Raw genomic sequence first — 22776 nt, 5'->3', positions numbered from 1 at the left:
ATGCCCGGGAAGATGAGCGCGCCGATCACCAGGGTCGCGAGGATGGCACGCCGGGGCAGGACGTCGGGGACCGGGCCGCGCGGCGGAGAGGGGAGAACAGAGTGCGAACGGTGGCCACGAGGGTCATGGTAGGGGGCCAGGACGAGGGTGCCCGGAGGGGGCGGAACCCCGTGATCGTCGGCCGTGTCCGGTTGATACGCGCGTGCGAAACCCGGTGTGGGGTCGGTAGGTTCCTCCCGTGCGGCCCCGAGCACTCTCCGCGGTCCCCCCGGTCGGTGGGCGGGAGGGTCGTCGATGCCCGCGAAAACCCTTGTGTACAGGGGATTCTTGTTTGCGAGAAGGGTCCGTGAGCGAGGAGAATGACCGATGATCCCTCGATCATCGGCCGAGCCGGAAGGCGTTCATGACGAACACCCCGTACACCCCCCTGGACACGACCGTCCCCCACTCCGCACGAGTGATGAACTACTGGTTGGGCGGCAAGGACCACTACCCGGTCGACCGCGCCCTGGGAGAGCAGGTCGAACAGGCCTTCCCCGAGATCGTCGAGCTCATGCGCGCGGACCGCCGGTTCATCGTCCGCTCGGTCACCCACCTGGCCCGGGAGGAGGGCATCCGGCAGTTCCTGGACATCGGCACCGGCCTGCCCACCGCGAACAACACGCACGAGGTCGCCCAGACGATCGCCCCCGAGTCCAAGATCGTCTACGTCGACAACGACCCCCTGGTGCTCGCGCACGCCCGAGCCCTGCTGACCAGCACCGAGGAGGGCACCACCGACTACATCGACGCCGACCTGACGGACCCGGAGACACTGCTGGCCCAGGCTCGCGAGCACCTGGACTTCACCCGGCCGATCGGCCTGATCATCATGGGCACGCTCGGCCACTTCCCCGCCGACGAGCGGACCTACGCCGTGGCCCGCGCCTACGTGGACGCCCTGCCCTCGGGCAGTTTCCTCGCCCTGTGCGACAGCACCGACACCAGCCCGCAGATCGTGGAGGCGGCCAAGGCCTGGAACGAGAACGCGGCCCAGCCCATCCACCTGCGCACCCCGGAGCAGATCAGCGCCTTCTTCGACGGTCTGGAACTGCTGGAGCCCGGCGTGGTCTCCGTACCGTTCTGGCGGCCCGAGGAGGCCCAGGTGGGCACGGTCCAGGAGGTCGCCCAGTACGGGGGCGTCGCTCGCAAGCCCTGACTCCGGCACGGCCTCGTGCGCTCCGTGCGAGGTCTCTCCGTCCGGGCGCGTCCGAGGCGGTCGACCACGTGTGGGGCCACCCTGTCGGCCCGTGCGTCCTGACAGGGCGAGGCGGCCCCACCCGCGGTTGCCGGTACTCGGTGAAGACCTGGTCGTCGGGGTCGTGGTCCCCTGCCGCCCGGCGGCGGGTGGCGTCCCGGCACGGGCCCGGATCCAGCCGGTCGCCCGCGGCCCGCGTCCCGGCCTCCGGGGGGCCGGCGGGATCCTCCGCGACGGTCTCCGGGGGGACCTCGGCGGCCGTGGCACCGGCGCCGGCGGCGGTGTCCAGCGAGGGGATCCAGGTGAGGGACGAGAGCCAGCCGGTGGCCGCCTGTGCGACGACGGCCTCGCGCTGGTCCCGGGGCAGCGCGTCGAAGGTGTGCGGGTCGGTGCCCGGGTCATCGAGTTCCGCGGCGCGGGCGGCCGGGTCCTCCAGCCCCAGGAGGTCGGCCATCCCGTCCTCCTGCTCGCGCGTCCACCCGGGTTCGGGGAGGTGTCCGTCCTCCTCGGCCGGGTCCGCCGGCTCCATCAGGAACACGGTGATCTAGTCGTCCGTGTTCGGCCCGGGTGTCGGCCTGGGGGGCGGTCCGACCTCCGGGCCGGAGGTCTCCTCCCCGGTCGCCGGCCCCCTCCCGACGGGCGCGGGCTGCGTGTTGAGGGCGCTGTGGAACGTGTCCAGGAGCGAGGCGGTCGCGGGGCGCGCCCCCAGCTCCCGCTCCATCCGGTCGCTCAGGGGTGCGCCGGTCGCGGGTCCGGGCGGCGGCGATGGCGGGGCGTCGGAGCGGGTGAGGCCGGCGAGGTGGGCGGCGGTGGCGTTGGTCGCGCTGGTCCAGGCGGTGACGGCGTCGTCGTAGGCGGTCAGGGCGGTCCGGTAGGCGGTGTTCCGCGTCTCGTAGGCCGCGCGGGCGTCGTCGAGGGCCGTGCGGTTCGCGGGTGTGGGGTCGGCGGCGTGGGCCGCGTGGGCGTCGAGGTAGGCGTCCACCAGGGCGGGGAGCTCGGCACGCGCTTCGGTGTAGGCGGCCTCGGCGTCGGCCATGGTCTTGGCGGCCTGGTGCTCGGCGGTGATCGGCGCGTCCGCCGCGGTGGCCTGTTCGGGGGTGATGATGCCCAGGGCGATGGCGTCGCTCTGGGAGATCCAGGCGCTGGTCTTGTTCGTGTGATCGGCCGTGAACTGCTGGACCGTCGGACCGAAGGGGGTCGTGTTCTCGGACCGGGCGCCGATGGTCCAGGTGGTGTCGAACTCCACCAGGTAGGCGGTGCCGAGCCGCTGGCGCTCCATGTCGGAGGGTTCGCCGGTGACCAGGCCGTTGGCGGTGGGAGAGCTTCTCGTGATGGTGCGCGCCGCCGCGTCCCCGGAGCCGGTGAGGAACGCGGTGCGGTCGTTGTCGTCGGCGTCGACGGTGTGGTGGCCGGTGGGGCGGAAGCCTGCGGTCGCGGAGGTGGCACCGCCCTGGGAGCGGCTGTGGGAGACGCTCTGTCCCTCGGCCTCCTTGTGGACGAGCCGGGCGTCGGGGCGGGCGGTGAGGACGCGGGCGCCGGTGAAGTCGGGGGTGGCGGCGACACGCCATCGGGTGCGCCCGATCCGCAGGATGTCGACGCCCGCGCTCTGGCCCACGGCCCTGGAGAAGAGCCCCTTGAGGGCGACGGGGTTCAGGGTGTTGTCGATGGGGGTGTAGCGGGGGTCGAGCTTGAGCTGTTCGGCGATGTGGCGGCGGGCGTCGCCGGTCGTCGTCCTGTGGTGTTCCCCGAGCCGGTCGAGCTGCTCGGCGGTCGGGCTCTCCCCGAAGTCGGGAGTGGCCGGCGGTTTCCAGCCGAGCGACGCGGCGACGGTGCGCACGGCGGTGTCGCGCGGGTCGGGTCCGTGGACGGCGGTGGGCATGATGACGGCGTCGCGGATCCTGGGGGCGAGTGCCGGATCGCCGAGCGCTTCGGTGGCGGTGGTGACGGCGCCCGCGAGGGTGTCGCCCGCGCGGGGCGTGGCGGTGGGCGGCGCGGGCACCGTGTCCAGGGGCGCGGCGGGTGCCGCGGGCGGGGTGAAGTCCAGCGACGAGCCCAGGTGGAACGTCTGGACGGCGCCGCTGTCGGCCTGCGCCCGCACCGGGGGCCGCCCCCCGGTCTCCAGGGTCAGGGTGAGGGACGTGTCGTGCGTGACCCTGGCGTAGGGGCCGGACGACTCCATGACGACGGTGTGGGTCTCCTCCTCCGCGGAGGAGTCGGTCTCCGTGGTCGAACGGTGGGCGGTGGCCCCCGCGGCGGGAGAGGCGTAGACGAAATGGCTGTCCGGGGACGGCCCGGTGCCGCCGTTCGCTCCGCTGGGCTGCCACGGGGTGAACGCGGCCCCGGAGGTGTGGCCCGACCCCCGCGACTCGGCCTGAGCCGACTCGGTCTGCCAGGAGTGGGTCTCGACGGTGGCCACGGCGGAGGTGACGTAGTCGACCCGGGGGTTGGTCCTGTTCAGCTCCACCAGGACCCGGGCGGGCTGGGACCGGTGGAGGAAACGCGAGGTCCCGGCGGCCCGGACCACCGTGACCGGGACCGGCGGGAGCGCCCCCGGCGCGCTGCCCAGGCGGCGGGTCAGGTGGGCGAGGAGCCGTTCCCGGCCGCCCCGGGTCAGCTTGAGCCCCTGCTCCCGGAGCCGCACCTCCAGCTCGCGGATCGCGGCGGTCGGGTCCGCCGGCCGCCGCTGCTGTCCCGCGCCGTCGAATCCGGGGCGGACGCGGGCGTGGGGCGGTGGTGTGGGGTTGGGCTGGGTGGCGGGGGCGGGGGTGCCGTCGTCGCCGTGGGTGACGGCGTCGGTGATGATGCCGGCCTGTTCGGCGTCGCGGGCGGTGATGTAGCCGGAGACGAGGTCGTCGACGCGGGTCTTCCATCCGGCGTACTTGTGGGACCACCACTGGGGGAGGTTGAGCCCGCGGTGCTTCTTGAACTCCCAGGCCTGGGAGATCGTCCCGGCCATCCGGAACGTGTAGACCGTCGCCGCCTTGGACAGCAGGAACAGCCCCGAGGTTGAGGAGACGCCGGAGTCCGTGATCTCGCCGCGGCGGAAGAAGTTCCAGTTGTGGGAGGGTCCGGCCATGGGGACGATGCCGTCGGCGGTGGACCGGTCGGCGCCGGAGGCGGCCCCGCCCTCCTCGATGGTGTTGCTGGTCCCCCCGGCGAAGCCCGTGGCCCCGAGGGTGGCGCTGGTCAGCTTCAGCTCCCCCGCGGAGGCGGTGGAGGTGGTGTCACCCGCCACCGCCAACTGGGCCTTGACCGCGTGTACGTCCACGATCCGCTCGGGCTGCACGGAGGTGGCCCCGGTGGCGCGCATGTCGTTCGGGGAGCGCCACGTGCCGCCCAGGTCGACGCGGCCCCGGTGCCCGGAGGGCGAGAAGGTGGCCGGGTCCGTGGCCAGGGAGACGGGGGAGAGGAAGTCGGTGAAGAAGTGCCGCCCTCCGACCGTGTCCAGGAACCCCCGCAGCTTGCCCCTGCGGCCGTCCGACACCGGGCGCTGGTCCGTGAAGGCCTCGAAGGCCCGCCGGAGCACCCCGCCGGAGGAACGGGTGGCGTCGCCTCCGGGCACGGCGAGCGAGACCCGTTCGATGGTCGCGCCGTTCTCGATCACCGCCCGCGCCCTGCGTCCGTCCGCGTCCACCGGGTCGGGCACGGCGAGGTCCTCGGGCCGCGGGTCGATGAGGGCGCGGGCGTCCTGCGCGGTGAAGGGGAGGTCGCCGGCCGGTTTCGCCTCTCCCCCGCGCAGCGGGACCTGCGCCGTGTCCTTGGGGGTGATCAGGGAGTAGCGGGCCCGGACCGGTTCTCCGAGCAGGTCCACACCGCCGTCCGGCCGACCCGACAGGGACGGCTCCTGCGTGTGCAGCCGGGCGGTGAAGTCGACCGTGCCGCCCCATCGGTCCGAGCCTCCCGGGAAGATGAACCGCTGGTTCGAGCCGTGGGAGACGCCGTGGGCGGCCTCCCCGTGGTTCAACCGGCTCAGCCCGAGGGAGGCCATGAGGCCGCCGAGCAGCCGGGCCGCTCCCCGGGCGTCCGATTCGGCCGAACGCATCAGGCCCGATCCCGCGGACAGGGTGAGGGTGTGCGACGCCCCCCGGCCCGACTCCGCCGCCAGGGTCGAGTCTCCCCCCGTGCGCAGCCCGGTCTCGGCGGTCGTCGTCCCCTGGTGCGACAGCCCGGAGAAGTCCGCCTTCAGGGACAGGGTCAGCACGTCGGGGCGCAGGAACTCGGGGTTCTTCACCATGAGCGATGGGTCGATGCTCGCGGTCTCCCTGAGCACGACGGTCAGGCCCTCGGAGGAGGCGAGCCTGTCACGGTTGCTGTTGTGCATGGCGTCGCGCACCGTGTTCGCCACGTCGATCGTGTTCTGGTAGGCGGTCCGGTAGTCGCGGCGCAGCCCCCAGTGCTCGCGGAAGGACCGTTCGAAGTAGGGGGCGTTCTCCCGGCCCGGCCTGCGGGCGTAGGTGCGCTGGTCGCGGGCCAGTTCGGGGATGACCAGGCCCGGGTGCTCGCGCGCGATGCCCGCCAGGACGCGGTCCGTGATCTCCTCCAGGACGCCGCGGTCGTCGGCCGCCGACGCGTCCCGGGGGTCGGCGCCCGCCGGGGCCTCACCCGATGGTGCGGCGGTCTCCCCTCCTTCGGGGCGGGGGACCCGGGTGAGCGTGTCGTGGTGGGTGCCGGAGAAGTCCGTGACGCGGGTGCCGCGCAGGTGGGGGAGGGGCGGGGTCCGTCCGGCGTCGGCGCCGTCGTGGGCCTCCTCGCCCGAGACCGCGCGTTGGAGGGCGGCGGAGCCCTCTCCCGGGAGGATCTCCACGGCGCGCGCGTCGAACTCGTGGGCCGTCGTCTCCCCTTGGACCTGCACCGACAGGGTGCTCTCGGAGTCGAACGCGGTGAACGTCTCGGTGTCCGACACATAGCGCGCGAGCGAGCGGTTGTGCCCGGCCTCGGAGCCGGATTCGGCCTGGGAGGACAGCGACCGCCAGTAGGTGTACTCCAGGTGGGGCATGTTGAGGCGGATGGACCCGCCGGTGGACAGCGGGATGAGGACGCCGAAGCCGCCTCCCACGGTCGCGGTGAAGCCGCTGTTGCGGCTCACCCCCAGAGCCGTGCTCGTCTCGACGGTGTGCTTCAGGGTCGCGTCGTCCATCAGGGGGGTGTGCGCCTTGGCGGTGTACCTGTCGGGGGTCGAGGACAGCCGCAGCATGACCTCCCCCAGGACCGGGTGCGTCACGCTGACGGTCATCGGCGCCGAACCCAGGAAGGGGAGGTACTCCTGGACCGAGTCGTTGTCGAAGAAGGCCCGGATCTCCGCCTGCCACTCGCGGATCCTCGCCTCGGTGCTCTTCCTCATCAGCCTCATGACGAGGGAGTCCATGGCCGTGCGATGCGGGGCGTAGTCCCGGGAGACGAGGTACTCGGCGAGCCAGGAGCCCAGCTCGCTGTGCCTGCCCGCGCCGTCCCCGCGCGGTGTGACCGAGGTGACCGAGATCGGGAGGGCGCCGACCGGACGGTTCGGAGTCCGCGCGTGCGCGCCGTCGCCGCCGGGGCGGTCGGCCCTCAGGTCGATGCGGTCGGGGGTCCCGTCCGGTCTCGCCTTCACCTCGCCCGCCAGCACGAGCGCCACACCGTTCTCGACCACACCGCTCTGGAACCCGTCGCCCGGGTCCGCGGGAGGGGTGCCCCCGGGAGCGGCGCCGGTGTCCGGCTCCCCGTCGGCGTTCTCGGTGACCCTCACCCGGACGCGCAGGTCGCCCAGGTAGACCTCGGGCGGGCTGAAGGTCGTGTACTCCAGGTCGGAGCCCACCTGCTCGCTCCCCCCGAAGGACGCGCCGCGCCGGCCCCCCGCGTAGCCGCCTCCGGCGGTCAGCCAGGGACCGGCCGCGAAAGCGCCGGTGACGTCCCCCAGGAGCAGGGGGCTCGCGGTGAACCGCCCGCTGATGCCCCGGCGCGGGTCGTGGGTGGAGGTCCCACTCGTCTTCGCGGAGTGGGAGCGTTCCTCCTCCCGCGACTCCAGCGGTGCCCCGGCCTCGCGGTGGGGCAGGGCGAGGTGGCGGTACCCGTCGGGTTCGGCCGACTCCAGGGCGACGCGGACCGTCCAGGTGCGGGCGTCGTCCCCGGTGCCGTCGGTGACCGTCACGTCGACGCCCTCGGGGGAGAAGAAGACCGCCATTCCGTGTTCGCGGGCGATGTGGTCGATCCGCGCGGCCACGTTCGCGTGCAGGGCCGCGGGCATGTCGGGTGCCTGGGCGGTGATCAGGTGGCCGACCACCTCGGGCACGCGTTCGGTGTAGAGGCGGTCCGGGCCGATGATCCGAGACCGGACCAGGTAGTCCAGGTCGTAGGTGTCGGCGGACCCGTCCCTGCGCACCGTCCCCGGGTACACGCGCGGGTGCTCGGCCTGTTCGCGGGCGTCGTCGGCGGCCCTGCGCGCTTGCGCGGCCAGCTCCTCGATCCGGCGGACGGCCTCCTCCGCCTGATGCAGGCCTTCTTCGGCGCGCTCCAGGCGGTCCACGTCGGCTTCCATCCGCGCCTCTGCGGTGTGGACCGCGGTGTGCGTGCGGTAGGCGGTCTCGGCCGCCGCCGTGCTGCCCGGGGCGAGAGCGGCGATCCGCCGCACCGCGTCCGCGTCCGCGCGCGCCGCGTCGATCGCGGAGTCGTACAGGTCGGAGGACGCGGTCAGGGCGGCACGGGCGTCGGTGAGCGCCGCGCGGGCCCCGCGGGCCAGGTCCTGCGCGCGGTCAGCCGCGGTGGCGGCTTCGTCCCGGGCGGCGCGGGCCCCGGCCCGGTCTCCCGCGACGCGTGTCCGGTCCAGCGCCGCGCGGGTGGTCCGCGCGGCCGCGGCGGCCTCCTCCCGTTGCCGTTCCGTGTCGGTGACCAGGGCGTCGGCGTCGTTCACCGCCAGCTCCGCCGACTCCCGGGCCTCGCGGCCGTGCAGGCGCACGGAGTCCAGGGGAAGGGAGAGGGCCTCGCGGGAGGCCGCCCGCGCGGTGCGCACCGCCGCGTCGGCCCGGGTCCGGTCCTGGGCCGACGGACCGCTCGCATCCGCGGTGTCGGAGAGCGGTGCGGTGCGCGTCCGCGCGTCCAGCGCCGTGCGTGCCTCGGAGCCCGGGGAGGTCAGGTCCGCGATCGACCGGGCCCGGTCGAGGGCGGCCCTCGCCGCGTCGGACTCCCGGTCGGCGATCCCGGCCTGCCTGACCATCTCGTCCCTGGCGTCCCGGGCGGTGTCGGCCTCACGCAGGGCCCGCACCGCCTCGGTGACGGCCGCGTCCCGGTCACCCGACGCCAGGGCCTCTCCCACGCGGTTCCGCGCGTCGGTCGCGTCCACGGCCGCCGTGACGGCCTCGTCCCGGCCGTGTTCCACGGCCGCCGCGGCGTCGCGGGCGTTGCCGTGGGCCGTGGCCGCCGCGTCGAGGGCGGTGCCGACTCCGGCCGCCGCGGCCGTGTCGACGGCGTGTGCGAGGGCCTCCTGTCGGCCGGCCGCGTCCTGTGCGGCGGTGACCGCGACGCGCCGTTCGGCGTCGGACGCCTTCGCCGCCGTGCGCGCCTGCTCGGCGCGGGCCCGGTCCTCGGCGGTCCGTGCGGTGCGGGCGGCGGTGTCGGCGGCCTCGTAGGCGATGCGGGCGGCGCGTTCGGCGTCGTCGCGCGCGGCGGCGGCGTCCGTGACCCGTGCGACCGCGGAATCCCGCTCCCGTGCGGCGTCGGTGATCCCGTCCAGGTCGGTGGGGGGCGGCGCGGGCGGTTCGGGTACCGCGTCCCGGGCCGTCCGGGCGTCGGTCGCGCCGCGTGCCGCGGCGTGCTGCGCGGCGGCGGCGAGGTCCGCGGCCAGGCCGACCGCTGTGCCGACCGCCTCCGGGGAGGTGCCGGCCATCGCCGTGGCCCGGTCCGCGAGCCGTTCGACCTCGTCCCTGAGCTGTTCGAGGCGGTCGATCGCGGCGGTCCGGTCGGGACCGCCGGCGTTCCGGAGGGTGGCGGCCAGACCCACGGCCTCGGCGGACAGCCGCTCGGCGGCCTCGCGTACTTCGACCAACGCCGCCGTGTCGTCCGCGTCCGTCAGCCCCAGGCCGCGGGCGAGGGAGTCGAGGTCGGCGCCGCTCATCCCGGAGCCGTCCCCGTCCGGGTCCCGCACCTCCCCGGCGGTGTCGGTCACGGCGAACACGACGGGGCCGTCGGAGCCGGGGGCGGAGAGCCCCATCATGGTCATGCGCATGTTCAGCTTCGCGCGTGCCGCGGAGCCCGGGGCGGTCAGGTCCGCGAGGGACCGCGCCCGGTCGAGGGCGGCCGTCGTCTCGGCTGCGTCCCCGCGGGCGGCGGCCACGTCGTCCAGGGCGATACCGACGGCGATGTTCGCGGCTATGTTGACGCTGCGCGTGAGGGAGTCGTGGCGGTCGGCAGCGTCCTCGGCGGCCGTGATCGCGGCGCGGCGCCGGGCGTCCGCCGCCTCCGCGGCCGCGCGCGCCTCCCCGACCCGGGGCCCGCCCCCGTCCTCGGCGGTCCGTGCGGTGCGGGCGGCGGTGTCGGCGGCCTCGTAGGCGATCCGGGCGGCGCGTTCGGCGTCGTCGCGCGCGGCGGCGGCGTCGGTTACCCGCGTGATGGCCGTGTCGCGCTCCCGTGCGGCGTCGGTGATCCGGTCCGGGTCCTCGGGGTCCACCTCGGGCGGCTCGGGTACCGCGTCCCGGGCCGCGGCCGCCTCGGCGGCACTGCGCGCGGCGGCGCCCTGCGCTGTGGCGGCCAGGTCCGCGACCAGGGCGACCGTGACGGTGACCGCCTCCGGGGCGGTGTCGGCCATCGCGGAGGCTCGGTCCGCCAGCCGCTCGGCCGCGTCCCTGAGCCGTTCGAGGCGGTCGATCGCCGCGCTCCGGCCGGGGCCGCCGACGTCCCGGAGGACGGAGGCCAGGTCCGCGGCGACGCGTTCCGCCGCCCCGCGTACCTCGGCCAGGGCCGTTGCCGTGTCGTCCGCGGCCAGGGCCCGGTCGATGCGGTCCAGCGCCTCGCCCGCCCCGGTCGGGGCCTGCGCGGCGGGCCCGTCGGCGTCGTGCGCGGGGGGCAGGATCTCGGCGTGGAACAGGTAGCCGCGACCCCAGGGCTCGACCGTGTTGATCCGGTAGCGGGTCCCCCGGGTGAGGATCACCTCGCGCTCGCCGGGGTGTTCGCTCCGGTCGCCGACCCACAGGCCCCGGGCGCTCTCCGGCACGGTCAGCCGCATCAGGTCGATGGGGGAGCCGCCGGACGCGGACGGAACGGTACCGAGGGAGACCGAGAAGTACCCCTGTTCCACGTGCGTGGTCCCCGCGAGGCTGCGGGCGTCGGTGCTGCCCTCGCCCAGCAGGTGCTGGTGCTGGTACATGCCGTGCACGGCCTCGAAACCCTCGGGGAAGGGCTGCCCGGTGGCGCGGTCCAGGCGCCGGATCAGCGCCAGGACCTCGGAGGAGTCGGGGAAGTGGGCCGTTTCCCCGCGCAGGGCGAGGGACTCGGCGATCCGGCCCGCGCGGCCGGAGCGTTCGTAGAGGTCGTCCAGTGCCGCCTGCGGGTACCGGCTGTCGAGGACGCGGCGGACGACCCCCTCCTGCTCGGGGCTGAGGCCGCCCTGCTCCGCGGCCTCCTCCAGCCGCGCCAGGTCGGGCCACCGGCCGCCGCCGATCTCGTAGACCTGCCATCCGGGGTGGGACCGGCTCTCGTCCCGGATCCGGTCCAGCTCGGCCTGCACCGTCGCCTCGTTCAGCGGACTCATCCGTGCGATGCGGTTCAGCCAGGCGGACCGGGTGTAGGCGGCGACCGCGTCCTGGGTCGCGGTGGGCTGCGCGTCGAAGGCGTTGGGGTTGTAACCGGGGTCGTGCAGGAGGTCGCCGTAGCGGTCGGCGTCGGCTCCGGTGGGCAGACGGCGGATGGTCCCGGAGCCGGATGCCGCCGTGTCGTCGGTGTCGGTCAGCCCCAGTCCGCGGGCGAGGGAGTCGAGTTGGGCGCCGCTCATCCCGGCCGCGTCCTCGTCCGGGTCCCGCACCTCCCCGGTGATGTCGGTCAGGGCGAACACGACCGGGCCGGAGGTGGTGCCGGAACCGGACGCCTCGACCGCGGGGACCGGGGCCGGAGCGCGCGATCCCGGTTCCGTCGTCGTGCCGCCCCCGTCGGTCGTGGCCGAGGTCTCCCTGGGCCCGAGGCCGAACACGGGGCGGAGCTGGTCGCCCAGGGGCGCGCTGGAGGTGGTGCGGGGCGCCGGGGCCGGCGGGGCACCGGGAGGTGTCATGCCGTCCAGGTGCGTGCGGGTGGCGTTGGCCGCGGTGGTCCAGGCGGCGATGGCGTCGTTGTAGGTGCCCAGGGTGGTCCGGTAGACGGCGTCCTGGGCCTCGTAGGCGGTGCGGGCGGCGTCGAGGGCGGTGCGGTTCGCGGGCGTGGCAGCGGCGGCGTGGGCCGTGTGGGCGTCCAGGTAAGCCTTGACCAGGGCGGGGAGTTTGGCGCGCTCCTCGGTGTAGGCGGCCTCGGCGTCGCCCATGGCCTTGGAGGCGTTGTACTCGGCGGTGATGGGGGCGTCGGCGGCCGCCGCCTGCTCGGGGGTGAGGACGCCCAGGGCGATGGCGTCGCTCTGGGAGATCCATGCGCTGGTCCTGTTCGTGTGGTGGGAGGTGAACTGACGCGGGGTGGTGCCGCCGAAGAACGCCTTCTCGTCGGTGCGTGCGCCAATGGTCCAGGTGGTGTCGAACTCCACCAGGTAGGCGGTGCCGAGGCGCTGCCGCTCCATGTCGGAGGGCTCGCCCGTGGCCAGGTCGTCGCCCGTGGGCGACTCGCCGGTGATCGTGCGCGCCGTGCCGTCCCCGGAACCGGTCAGGAACGCGTTCCGGTCGCTGTTGCCGGCATCGACGGTGTCGTGGCCGGTGGGTCGGAACGCCGTGGTGGTGTTGGTGCCGCCGCCCTGGGAGCGGCTGTGGGAGACGCCCTGCCCCTCGGCCTCCTTGTGGACGAGCCGGGCGTCGGGACGGGCGGTGATGATGCGGGCGCCGGTGAAGTCGGGGGTGGCGGCGGCGCGCCACCGGGTGCGCCCGATCCGCAGGATGTCGGTCCCGGAGGGGCGGCCGAGGTTGTGCGAGAGGAGGCCCTTGAGGGAGACGGGGTTGAGGGAGTTGTCGATGGGGGTGTAGCGGGCGTCGAGTTCGAGGTGGTCGGCGATGTGGCGGCGGGCGTCGTCGGTCGCCTTCCGGTGGTGCTCCCTGAGCTCACCGAGCTGTTCGGCGGTGGGGGTGGGGCCGAAGGCGGGGGTGGCGGGGGGCCTCCAGCCGAGCGACGCGGCGACGGTGCGCAGCGCGGTGTCGCGCAGGTCGGGGCCGTGGACGGCGGTGGGCATAATGATCGCGTCGCGCAGGGCGGCCGGGGGCGGGGTCAGCTCGCCGGTGGCGGTGGTGACGGCGTCCGCGAGCGTGTCGCCCGCGCGGGGTGTGGCGGCGGGCGGCGCGGGCACGGCGTCCAGGGCCGCGGCGGGTGCCGCCGGCGGGGTGAAGTCGAGCGACGAACCCAGGTGGAAGGTGCGGATCCGCCCGCCGTCCACCGTCACCGTTTCCCTGATCGGCGGCTTGTACTCCAGGTACGGGGACTTCCCGCCCTGCCGGATCCCCGCGGTGGGCACCAGTCCGTCGCCGTCCACCTCGATGGTCAGGGTGAGGGAGGCGTCCTGGGAGACCTTCACGTAGGGGCCGGAGGACTCCATCACGATGGTGTGGGTGGTCTCCGAGGACGAGGAACGCCCCTGGGACTCGTTCTGGGTCCTGTCGGCCCCCGCGAAGGGCGAGGTGAGGAAGAGGCTGCTGTCCGGCGGGGGGTCGCTGCCGCCGTTCTTACCGCTGGTCTGCCAGGGGGCGAAGTTCCACCCCGTGGTGCTGGAACTCTCGCGGGAGTCCTGGTGCGAGTTCTCGGCCTGCCAGGAGTGGGTCTCGACGGTGGCGGCGGCGGAGGTGACGTAGTCGACCCGGGGGGCGGTCCTGGTCAGGTCCACCAGGACCCGGGCGGGCTTGGAGAAGTGGGCGTTGCGGTCCGTCGACACCACGTTCACGGGGATCGGGGGAAGCGCGTCCGTGGCGGTCCCCAACTGCTCGGACAGGGTCACGAGCAGGCGTTCCTTGCCTCCGCGGCTGAGGGTGAGACCGTGCGTGCGCAGGTGCGTCTCCAACGTGTCCACGGCGCGGGCGGGGTCGACGGGCAGGGCCTGGCGGCCCGCGCTGTCGAATCCGGGGCGGACGCGGGCGTGGGGCGGTGGTGTGGGGTTGGGCTGGGTGGCGGGGGCGGGGGTGCCGTCGTCGCCGTGGGTGACGGCGTCGGTGATGATGCCGGCCTGTTCGGCGTCGCGGGCGGTGATGTAGCCGGAGACGAGGTCGTCGACGCGGGTCTTCCAACCGGTGTACCTGTGGGTCCACCAGTTGGGGAAGTTGAGTCCGCGGTGCTTCTTGAACTCCCACGCCTGCGCGATCGTGCCCGCGGCGGTGAAGGCGTAGACGGCCGCGGACCTGGGCAGCAGGAGGAGCCCCGAGGCGGAGGAGACGCCCGAGTCGGTGGTCTCGCCCCGGCGGAAGAGGCTCCGGTTGTGGGAGGGGCCGGCCATGGGGACGATGCCGTCGGCGGAGGACCGGTCGACGCCGGAGTCGGCCCCGCCCTCCTCGATGGTGTTGGTGGTCCCGCCGGCGAAGCCCGTGAACCTTGCGAAGAAGCCGCCGATCCTGGTGACCGCGGCGGACGCCGTCGATGCGGTCTCGGACTGGACGGTGACCTGCGCCCTGGTCTGCCGCAGGTCGGTGATCTCGCCGACCGTGACCCTGGTGACCCCGGTAGCCCGCATGTCGTTGGGGGACAGCCAGGTGCCGGGCACCTCGATCCGCCTGCGGCGGCCCGATTCCGAGAAGGACGCGGGATCGGAGGCGACCGCGGTGGGGGACATGAGGTTGGACAGCAGGGTCGCGCCGCCGACGCCGTCCAGGAAGGCGGACAGCTTCATCCTCCCCCCATCGGACCAGAACCGGCGCGGGCGGGAGAACGCGTCGAGGGTGCGGCGCAGGAGGCCGCGGCCCGGCCCCGGTCCCGTGTCGCCGGTCTCCTGGAGCAGGGGGTTGACGTGCTCGATGATCGCGCCGTGGTCCAGCAGGACGCGCGTGTTGTCGGTCTCCGGGGCGGCCGGGCTCTCGCCCTCCGCCTCGGAGGTCGCCCCGGTCTCCTCGGGCGGTGTGGTCCCGGTCTCCGGCGCCGTCTCCTCGCGGGTGGTGCCGGTCCCGTCCCCGGTCTCCGCGGTGTCCTCCTCGGCGGGGTCGCGGCGCCCCGGGCGGGGGTCGAGCATCTCCCGCGCCTCTTCGGGGGACAGCGCCGCCTGCTCCTCGTCGGCCCGGTCCGGTGCCGGTTCCGGGGAGGCCAGGTTGTCTCCGACGGTGGTGGCCGTGATCAGGGAGTAGGTCGCCTTGACGGGCCGGTCCAGCAGTTCCGTGCCCTGGTCGGTGCCGTAGGCCTGTTCGTCGGCGTCGTAGTCGTGCAGGCGGGCGCCGAGGGTCACTTCGCCGTTCCACCGGTCCGAGCCCTCGGGGAAGAACAGGCGGGCGTCGGACTTGTGCTCCAGGCCGTAGGCGGCGTCGAAGTGGTTGACCCGGTTGTAGCCCACCGAGGCCATGAACCCGCCGAGCAGCCGCGCGAACCCGCGGGCGTCGCCTTCGGCCGAGCGCACCATGCCCGAACCCGCGGAGACGGCGAGGGTGAAGGCGCTCCCCGTCGCGGACTCGGTGGAGGCCGAAGCGGTTCCGCGCACCCGCAGGCCGGTCTCCGCCGTGCTCGTCCCGTCGTGGGACAGCCGGCCGAACTGCGCGTGCAGCCGGACGGTGACCGTGTCCGGGCGGAAGAACTCCTTCAGCTTCGCCATCAGGGTCGGGTCGACCGTCGCCGACTCCCGGAGCCGGAGGGGCAGGCCCTCCCCGGGGCGGGCGAGCCTTTCCAGGGCGTCCGTCCCCCGGATGCCCTGGATGGTGTCGCGCACCAGCATCGTGTTCTTGTAGGCGGTGTCGTAGGAGCGGCGGAACCCCCAGTGCTCGCGGAAGGAACGCTCGAAGTAGGAGGACCCCTCCCGTCCGGGCCTGTGCGCGTAGGTGTCCCGGTCGCGGGCGAGTTCAGGGATGACCAGGCCCGGGTGCTCGCGTGCGATCCCGGCCAACACGTCGTCCAGGTACCGCTCCAGTACGCCGCGCCGGTCGTCCGACGTGACCGGCGGCGCCGGTGCCCGGGAGGTCTCCGAGCCCCCGTCGTCCCCGGTGTCGTCGGCGTCCCGGTCGACCGCCGGTTCGCCCTCGCCCGCGTCCCGGGGGGCGGGTCCGCTCCACTCCAGGCCCAGGAAGTGGGAGCCGCGGAAGTGCACGGGGTTGTCGGACTCCAGGTGCGGGAAGGGCGGGCGCCGCCCGGCGTCGCCCCCGCCGTCCGCCGCCTCCTCGTTCCGCGCGGCCCGGTCCAGTCGGCCCGCGGTCTCGCCGGGGAGAAGTTCCACGCCGGTGACCGTGAAGCGGTGGGGCGCCGCCTCACCCTGGACGTGGACGGACAGGTCGTGGGTGGCCTGGTAGGCGGCGAACTTCTCCGTGGAGGAGACGTAGCGGCCCAGGGAGCGGTGCTCTCCCGATCCGGAGGTGTTGTGGCTCTCCGAGGAGAGCGACCGCCACCAGGTGGCCTCCACGTGGGGTGCGTTGACACGGAGCGTGCCTCCGGAGGGGAGTTCGGCCACCAGGCCGAAACCGGTTCCCCCGGTCAGGGTGAAGCTCGTGTTCCGGCTCTGGGTGAGGCTGGTCTCGTCCTTGATGCTCTCCTTGAAGGTCGCGTCGTCGATCAGGGGGCTGTGGTCCTTGATCCGGTAGTCGCGCGGCGTCGCGGAGAACTCCATCATCACCTCGCCCAGGCGGGGGTGGGAGACGCTCACGGTGACCGGACCCCGGTCCAGATGGGGGAGGTACTCCTGGAAGGAGTCGTTGTTGAGGACCTCCCGGATCTCATGCTTCCACTGCGCGATGTCCTGGCCGGTTCCCGGCCCGGTGACGTCCTTCATCCATTGGACGGCGGCGTTCTCGCTGCTCACCTCCCTGTTCAGCCGGTAGGTGTCGGAGACGAGGTAGTCGGCGACCCAGGAGCCCAGGTCGGTGTGCGCGGGGCCGCTCCCGACCGGGGTGTTCGGCGTGACGCTGTGGACGGCGATGGGCAGGCCGCCCACCGGGCCGAGGTTGCGGGGCCGGCGCCCCGGGCCGGTCCCCTCGCCGGCGCCCGGGGCGAGGTCGATGTGCCGGGGCATCTCGTCGGGCCGCCCCTGGACCTCGCCCGCCAGGGTGAACACCATGCCGTCGCGGACCACGGAGGAGCCGATCGGGAACCCGACTGCGGGCGGAGGAGCCCCCCCGGTGTCGCTCCCGCCGTCGTCGGCCGCCCCGGCCCCTTCCGGCCCCGCGGTCACCTCGGCCCACACCCGCAGGTCGTTGGCGTAGAACTCGGGCTTGGCGAAGGTCGTGTACTCGATCTTGGAGGCGGCCTCGGTCGTCCCTCCCTGGGACGCGGCCCGCTGCCCGCGGGAGAAACTGCCGCCCACCGTCACCCACGGGCCCGCCGCGGACCCGCTGACGTCGCCCAGCAGCAGGGGACTTCCCGTGAAGCGCGCCGCGAGGATGCGGCGCGGGTCGTAGGACGAGGTGCCCCCGGTGGTGGTGGAGTGACTGCGCTCCTCCTCCCGGGACTCCAGGGGCGCTCCCGACTCCCGGTGCTCGACGTCCAGGTGCCGGTACCCGCCGGGGTCCTCCGAGGCCAGGGCGACGCGGACGGTCCAGGACCGGGGGGCGTCGGCCCCGTCGGTGCCGGTGTCCGTGCCTGGGTCGGTGACGGTGATCTCCCGTCCCCCGGGGGCGAAGAAGACGAGCATCCCGTGCTCGTGGGCCACGTCGCTCAGGGCCGTGTCGACCAACCGCGTGAGGTCGGCGGGCGGGTCGGTGATCCGGTCGCGGACGATGTCCGCGACCGCCTGGTGCGCGGCTCTGGTGAACAGGCGGTCGGGTCCGCTCAGCCGCGAGGTGACGAGGTATTCCAGGTCGTAGCGCGTGTCCGTCTTCTCGTGCAGCCGGGACGGGGACGGGAGGTCGCCGGGGAGCAGCGCCTCGGCGCGGTCGGCCGAGTCCTCGGTGTTCCGCGCGTACCGCCGCGCGTCGGCGAGCGCGTTCCCGGTGTCCCCGACCAGGCGGCGCGCGCCGCCCATCACCCAGTTGGTCCGCATGAGGTCGGCCGTGAGCCGCGCGGTGTCCGGATGCGTCTCCACCTCGGAGTTGCGCAGTTCGGTGGCCACTCTGACGAGGGAGTCGAGGGCGGCGGTGGTGCCGGCGACGCGCCCGGGATCGGCCGAGGCCTCCGCGGTGGTGCGCGCTCGCCCCGCGGCATCGGCCGCCTCCCGGGTCTCGCGGACGGCGTCGGTGAGCCGGCGGGCCGCGTCCTGGACGTCCTGCAACCGCCGGGGTCGCGCGGCGTCGGCCTGTGCCGCCGCGCGGACGGCCTCCTCCACCCGTGCGCGCCGGTTCTCCGCGATCCCGGACCGGCGGTAGGCCTCGTCGGCCGCCATACGGGTCCCCGCGGAGTCGAACGCGGCCCGGTCCACCGCGGCGGCCAGCGCGTCGACGGTCGCGGTGGTGGAGGCGTGGCGCGCGGTGGTCGCCTCGCCCACGCGTGTCTCCGCCTCGTCCCGGTGCCGGTCCGCCTGCTCGCGGTGGTCGCGCGCCGCGGTCCCGTTGTCGGCGGCGGCGCGGTGGGCGTCGGTGCCGGGGGTGGCCACGCGGGTGATCCGCTCCGCGAGTGCGACCGAATCGGACGCACGCTGCGCGAACGCCTGCGCCTGGTTCGCGGCCAGCCGCGCCGACTCGGCCCCGGTGGAGGCGGCGTCCCGCGCTTGGAGGGCCTGTTCCGCGGCGGTCACGGCGGTCGCGGTGTCGGCGGCGTCGACGACCTCCCGGGTCGCCCGGGTCGCCCGGTCCGCGGCCTCGCGTGTGACGCGCAGGGCGTGGGCCGCTCCGTCGGCCGCGCGGCCCGCCCTGGCCGCGTACTGCTCGGCGTCCCCGGCGACGCGACGGGAGACGGCCGTCAGCGCGTCGTCCGCGGTCGCGGCGGCGTCGCGGAGCACGGCCTCGGCGTCCCGCGCGTGGCGCTCCGCCTCGTCCCGCAGCCGCACCGTCTCCTCGTGGCGGGTGCGGACGGCGGCCTCGGCGTCGGCGGCGGCGCGGTGGGCGTCCGTGCCCGGAGCCGTCCCCCGGACCTCCTGCCCGGCACGGTCGAGGGCGGAGGCCGTCCCTCGGCCGGCCTCGACGGCCAGGCGCGCCGCGTCCCGTGCCGCTCCGGCCGCGCGGGCGGCCTCCTCGCGTGCCCGGACGGCCTGTTCTGCGGCGGCCACGGCGTCCGAGGTCGCGGTGGTGCCGTCGGTCGCCGTCCGGGCCGCCGCGGACACCCGGTCCGCGGCCCCGCGTGCCAGGCCCAGGGCGTTCTCCGCCGTCGCGCGGGCCCGCTCCGCCACGATCGCGGCCTCGGCGGGGGAGAGCGGGGACGGAGGGGGCTCGGTGCCCCCGTCCGTCGCACGGGATCCGGGGTCCTCGGTCCGGACCGGCGTCGACGTGCTCCCCTCGCCGTCCACCAACGCCATGTTGACGGTCGTCGCCGTGACCGGCGCGCCGTAGGGGGACGGCCCCCGGTCCGCGGGGTCCTGCATCGCGTAGCGGACGTAGTCCGTCGTGAGCCGCCCGCCGGGCAGCCAGAGCCGGGCGCGGACCGGGTCGTGGCGGTCCCGGAGGTGGCGGCCGATGCCCCGGGCCAGGACCTCGGCGTCCCGGACGCGTTCGGGCGGGATGGCCCCGCCGCTCAGGGGGACCCGCCGGTCGGAGGGGTCGGAGACGACGTACACCAGTGCCTGCGCGAGCGTGCGCGCCTCGCGGACGGAGCGGTTCTCCGGGGCCGGACCGCCGGCGGGTCGCAGCAGCCTCCAGAACTCGGCTCCCAGGGCCCGGGCCCCGGGGATGTCGTTGTCCGCGAGGGCCCGGGTGAGTTCGGGCAGGCGGCTCAGGACCGACGCGGCGCGGGCGTCGGCGCTCGGGTCGGTCCCGGAGGCGGTGGGGTCGGTACCCGCCTTTCCGGGGGTGTCGGATGCGCCGTCCGCCGTGCGTCCGGGGCCTGCGGCGGGCGGTGCCGGACGCGTGTCCGTGCCCGCGCTCTGTGTGGGGACCGGCGTGCCACCGGTGGTGTCGGGCGTCGTGGTCGCGGCGGCGGGTGGGGCGTCCCCGGTGCTCGGCACCGGCGCCCCGCCGTTCTCCGGCGCGCCTGTCGGAGGGGCGGCGGGCAGGGTGTCGCGGACGTACTGCGTGGTCAGGCTGCCGCCCGGGAGCCAGAGCCGGGCGCGCGCCGCGTCGTGGCGGTCCCGGAGGTTGCGTTCGACGCCCCCCAGGAGGGTGGCGGCGTCCTCGGCCCTGTCCGCCGAGAAGGCGTCCCGGTCGGCGGGAGCCCGCCGGTCCGCCGGGTCGGACAGGGTGAAGACCAGCCCGAGCGCCAGGGTGCGGGCCCTGCGCACGGAGGGGTTCTGCGGGGCGCCGTCGTCGGGCCGGGGGGAGAGCAGGTCCTGGATGTCCGCGCTCACCGCCCGCGCTTGGGCGACGTCCCCGTCGCCCAGGTGCCGTCGGGCCTGCGCGACCAGGTCGGCGGCGCGTTCGGCGCGTGCGTCCGCGGGGCCGCCGACGGGGGCCGCCTCCCCGCCGTCCGTCTCCGGGCGCGCGGTCCCGGGTGCGCCCTCCCCGGACGGGGGCGTCTGCGGGTCGGTGCGCACGGTGGCCGGGGCCGGTCCGTCCGAGGGGGCGGAAACGGAGGGAGCGCGCCCCGCCGGACCGCTCTCGGTCACGGGGAAGGCCAGGGGGCCGGACCCGGGAACCGTGCCGGGGGTGTCGGCAACGCCCTCCGACTCTTTCGGGTCCTTCACGGCCGGGTGCCCGGGGGCGGCCCCGGCGGGCGGCGCGTCCTCGGTGTCCGACCAGGCGGTGTCCGGGCTCGACGTGTCGGACGCGGCCTCGTCGAACAGCGACGACGTGTCGGATTCCGTGTCGCCGAGGGAGGCGTTGTCGTCGTCGGCGTCCCGGAGGCCCGGGACGCCGACGACGGGGTTGAGCGAGGCGTCGAACGAGTACGGGGGCGCGCTCCCGTTCCGGTTCGCGGTGGAGGGGACGGCCGTCGGCGGCGCGGGGGGCGCGTCCGTCCCCGACCGGCCGGTTCCGGCGGGGGCCGGGTCGCCCGGGACGGATGTGCTCTCCGTCGCCGGGGCCGCGGTCTCCCGGCCGCCGGCCGGGGCGGGGGACTCCACGGTGACGGGAGAGAGGGAGCCGTTCCGCTCGGGACCGGCCTCGCCGACGGGAGGCGGTTCCGGACGGGACCGCGGCGTCTCCTGGGGCCCCGGGCGGGACTGCCCGCCCGCCTCGCCGGACGGTCGGCCGGGGGGAGCCGTGCCCTGCGGCGGTGCGGCGCGGTCGGCGCCGGCCGGGGGCGTCACGGCGGCCGGGAGCGGTGGGGAGCCCTCGGTGCCCTCCTCGTGCGAGGGGACCGGGGCGCGGTCCCGGGAGGTCCCGGCGACCGGGTCGTGCCGGTCTCCGGCGAGCGGGGCGGGGGCGTCTCCGGAACGATGCGCGTCGGTGTGGTCCGCCCCGCCCGGGTCGTGGCGGGCGGCCGGGGCCTCCGGCGTCCCGGCGGTTCGTTCGGGAGGGTTGGGCCCGCGCGCGTCCGCGCCGCCGTCCCCGTCCGGGTCGTGGTCCCGCGGCCTCCGGGCCGCAGGGGTGTCCTGGTCACCGGCGTTCGGGACGGGGGAGCCGCCGGTGCGGTGCGCGTCCGCGCCGTTCGCCGGGGCCTCGTCCCCGCCGCCGTGCGATCCGTCTCCGTCACCCCGGGCGGGCTCATCGCCGCCGACGGGCGGGACGACGGTGATCTCGGCGATGACCGGACCGCCGGCGGGCGTCGGCCTCCCGCCGCCGTTGCCGGTGGCGGGCCCCGCCACGGGAGCCCCGCCCTGTGCCGGGTCCTCCTCGGCCCGGGTGGGCCGCTCCGGCTCCGGGGGCGGGGGGAGGTCGGGAGGAAGGAGGGTGCCGCCGGGGCCGCTGAGCGCGTCGATGCCCGCCAGCGCGGAGTCGGTGGTCAGCTGGTGGGCCGTGTTCATGGTCGCGCCGGACGTGGCGGACCAGGGGGTGACGGTGAACCCCTGGCCGCCGGCGACACCGCCCAGGCCCTCACCGAGGACGCCCTCCGCGGCCCCGGTCCCCGCGCCCAGTCCCAGGCCCCGCAGGTAGGGCCAGAACCCCCGCGCACTCTCGTGCAGCGAGCCGGCCAGGTTCTGCGGGACGTCGGACAGGTGCTCGCGCAGGGGCGGGGGCAGCCGGTCGCCGATCGTCCGGGACAGCCGGGAGCCCAGGTCCGGGTCGCCCCACGAGCGGATCAGGGTGTCGGCGTAGTCGTCGCCCAGCCGCCGCGCCTGATCGACGCCCAGGCGTTCGGCGAAGGCGCGCTGGAACACGCCCGCCATCTCCGCGCGGAACGCGTTCCGTTCGACCGCGTTGTCCCAGGAGCGCGCCCCGGTGGGGGAGTTGGGGTGGAACGGGACCAGCATCTCGTCCCGGTGGCGGGTGAAGAGGTCGGCGAGGTCGCCGTTGAGCGTGTGCGGCGGGGGGACGGGGTCGGGTCCGCCTTCTCTGACCGGGGGCGGGGGGACGGGGTCGGGCACGCCCTCCCTGAGCGGCGGAGGGGGCGCCGGGTCGGGCGCACCGTTCCTGAGCGGCGGCGGAGGCGGGTCCGGCATGCCGCGCAGGTCGTCGATGTTCCGGATGAAGGCGTTCGCGAACCCGCTGTTGACGAAGGCCCCCACGCCCCCGGACATGCCGGCGGAGACGAGCCCCTCGATCACGGCCCCCACGTGCGCGTCGCGCAGCAGGTCATGGTCGAAGCCGTCCCGGTCGCCGTTGGCGATCTGGACGCGCTGGATCAGCGCGCCGAAGCTCGCGAAGACCTGGCTGACGATCTGGTGGCTGGGAACGGTGACCAGGAACCAGGCGATGAGCCGCCGGATGGCCAGGCTCCGGATCGCCTTGAAGACCGGGATCCACTTCAGGGAGGCGCCGAAGGTGAACTTGGCCGTCGCGATGGCCCAGGTGATCTCGGCGATGAGCTGGGCCACCTGGACCCAGACCATCGCCACCATGTAGTCGACGTTCGCCGCCGCCTTGCGCAGCTCGGCCGAGAGCATGCGGCTCGTTCCCGCCGCGTTGCCGATGTAGTCCTTCTCCCCGCTGGTGAAGGCCGCGAGGGAGCGGTCGTAGTGGTCGGAGGCGGCTCCGCCGAAGTTCCTCCGGATGCGGTTGCGCGTCGTGTCCATGACGTCGGAGAGCTCGTGCAGCCGCTGGTCGAGGACGTCGTAGACCTCCGAAGCGGCGCGCATGGCCGGTGCGCTGGCCCGGGGCAGGTCGATCCCCAGCATCACTTTGACGAAATCGTGTGCTGAGTCACCCATTTTCTGAGGG

The 22776-nt window shown here is 75.3% G+C and carries 2 protein-coding genes; one reads left to right on the top strand and one right to left on the bottom strand.

From position 1 onward, the window contains the following. Nucleotides 1-403: 403 nt before the first annotated feature. Entirely contained in the window at nt 404-1198 is a 795-nt protein-coding gene (locus PWG71_RS11020) for an SAM-dependent methyltransferase (RefSeq protein WP_274809572.1), read from the top strand. A gap of 583 nt (nt 1199-1781) precedes the next feature. Here the strand turns inward: PWG71_RS11020 and PWG71_RS11015 are convergent. Further along, nucleotides 1782-22766 (bottom strand): ADP-ribosyltransferase, encoded by a 20985-nt coding sequence (locus PWG71_RS11015; protein ID WP_274809571.1) that lies wholly within the window; start codon nt 22764-22766, stop codon nt 1782-1784. Between the last annotated feature and the right edge of the window lie 10 nt (nt 22767-22776).

This window comes from Nocardiopsis sp. N85, assembly GCF_028882275.1.
Taxonomy (GTDB): domain Bacteria; phylum Actinomycetota; class Actinomycetes; order Streptosporangiales; family Streptosporangiaceae; genus Nocardiopsis; species Nocardiopsis lambiniae.
The sequence above is the reverse complement of the archived record's forward strand: the minus strand, read 5'-3'. Positions and strand labels throughout refer to the sequence as shown.

Excerpts from the sequence above, each read along its gene's own strand:
- PWG71_RS11020 (WP_274809572.1), top strand. The coding sequence starts at position 404 with ATGACGAACACCCCGTACACCCCCCTGGACACGACCGTCCCCCACTCC.
- PWG71_RS11015 (WP_274809571.1), bottom strand. The coding sequence starts at position 22,766 with ATGGGTGACTCAGCACACGATTTCGTCAAAGTGATGCTGGGGATCGAC.